Annotated in this window: 1 protein-coding gene; it reads right to left on the reverse strand. The window is 29.9% G+C overall.

The genetic code is table 11. The annotated features are described in order from the left end of the window. A partial coding sequence (locus V7083_RS19045) for a GTP pyrophosphokinase (RefSeq protein WP_335480875.1) occupies positions 1 to 755 on the reverse strand: 755 nt, incomplete at its 3' end. Positions 756 to 1,142 lie beyond the last annotated feature (387 nt).

Below are 1,142 nucleotides of genomic sequence, written 5' to 3' on the forward strand. Positions count from 1 at the left end.
GTATAATCAACGGTAATTGCCTTCGTTATCATCATAAAATGTTGCTCGATTTCGTTAACTATTTTATCTTCCTGCAGAAATTCCTTTAATGATATATTATCTATTAATAAATTTAAATTTTGGGATTTAATTTGTTCTTTAACTTCAATTGTATACTTTTTTATTTCTTCTTTTATTCTTATGAATTCGATATCTGCTAATTCCAATAAACCTGCGATCCTAGAGAACTTTCTTCTCATATCAACAGGAATTTCAATTGCACTCTTATATCCAATATCATGTTCAATTTCTGCCCATGCATGTTGCAAAATAGATCTTATTTGAATTTCAAAATTAATCTCATTAAACCTTGAATACTCAGGTAGGGATGCTCTTGGCTCTGTTAATTTAATAATATAATGGAGTGATGAGTAGCCAAAAGAGTCGAAATTTTTATTCCTTTTATCACATGAGTTATTTTCGTCTACATGAAACTGAGTTTTAACAATATTAGCAATTTTATCAACATCATCTTCAAAATATGTTATAACTCTTAGACCTAGAGTATCAGTAATTTTATCTAGACCCGTATATTTATCTTCTTTACTATCAATTTTCTTAGATAAACTATTCCTGTCTTTTACCCTTGATTCAATACCATGAATAGTAATCCCGTTTTCCCTAATCAAGGAAAATAATAAATCTCTCAATTTTTTCTCGTATTCCAAGTATATTATTTTCTTTTGGTCATATTCATTTAAAATTGCTTCTTTCAACACTCTTCCCCCCTCATCGAACTTAACCCTTTTCACTTTACCTTGGTGCGTAACAATCTTTGTCTCTCCGTGAACAGGTAGTTCGGTGAGTCTAGCATTCCGTTACACACAACAACAGCAAAATTCCCATTTTGCACCATTATATCAATCTCTAACTTCATTATACTATGATTATTATCTATTTCTATTAACCTTATTGGAACTCTTCAAATGCTCCTTCCATTTATTTTTATAGATTATTCATTGCCTCAACTCCTTAATCAAATAAAAAAGACACCAAATGCCGGTATAATACCGTTCATTCAGTATCCTTCACCGGACTGGTAGAATTACTATTTAATTCATTCTTAAATCGAATGTACAAAAAATTTTCATTTTTCCAAATTT

Origin of the sequence: Bacillus sp. JJ1764 (genome assembly GCF_036962145.1) — a bacterium.
GTDB lineage: Bacteria > Bacillota > Bacilli > Bacillales > Cytobacillaceae > Neobacillus.